At 66.4% G+C, this 443-nt stretch carries 1 pseudogene; it reads left to right on the top strand.

The features are described 5' to 3' along the window. Positions 1-443: pseudogene (locus JHD79_RS22530) on the top strand (F0F1 ATP synthase subunit beta); the annotation flags it as partial.

The raw sequence follows: 443 nt of genomic DNA, 5'->3' as shown, positions 1-443 counted from the left end.
ACTCCGGCGTGGTGAATCTGGAGAACCTGTCCGAGTCCAAGGTGGCCATGGTCTACGGCCAGATGAACGAGCCCCCGGGCAACCGTCTGCGCGTGGCGCTGACCGGCCTGACCATCGCCGAGTCGTTCCGCGACGAGGGCCGTGACGTGCTGTTCTTCGTGGACAACATCTACCGCTACACGCTGGCCGGTACCGAAGTGTCGGCGCTGCTGGGCCGCATGCCTTCGGCCGTGGGCTACCAGCCGACGCTGGCTGAGGAAATGGGCCGCCTGCAAGAGCGCATCACCTCGACCAAGGTCGGATCGATCACCTCGATCCAGGCCGTGTACGTGCCGGCCGATGACTTGACCGACCCGTCACCTGCCACCACCTTCGCCCACCTGGACTCCACCGTGGTGCTGTCGCGCGACATCGCCTCGCTCGGCATCTACCCGGCGGTCGAC

The sequence above is a fragment of the Pedobacter sp. ASV28 genome (genome assembly GCF_016428855.1).
Lineage (GTDB): Bacteria > Bacteroidota > Bacteroidia > Sphingobacteriales > Sphingobacteriaceae > Pedobacter.
Note: the sequence above shows the minus strand (reverse complement) of the source record. Positions and strands in the feature narration are given on the sequence as shown.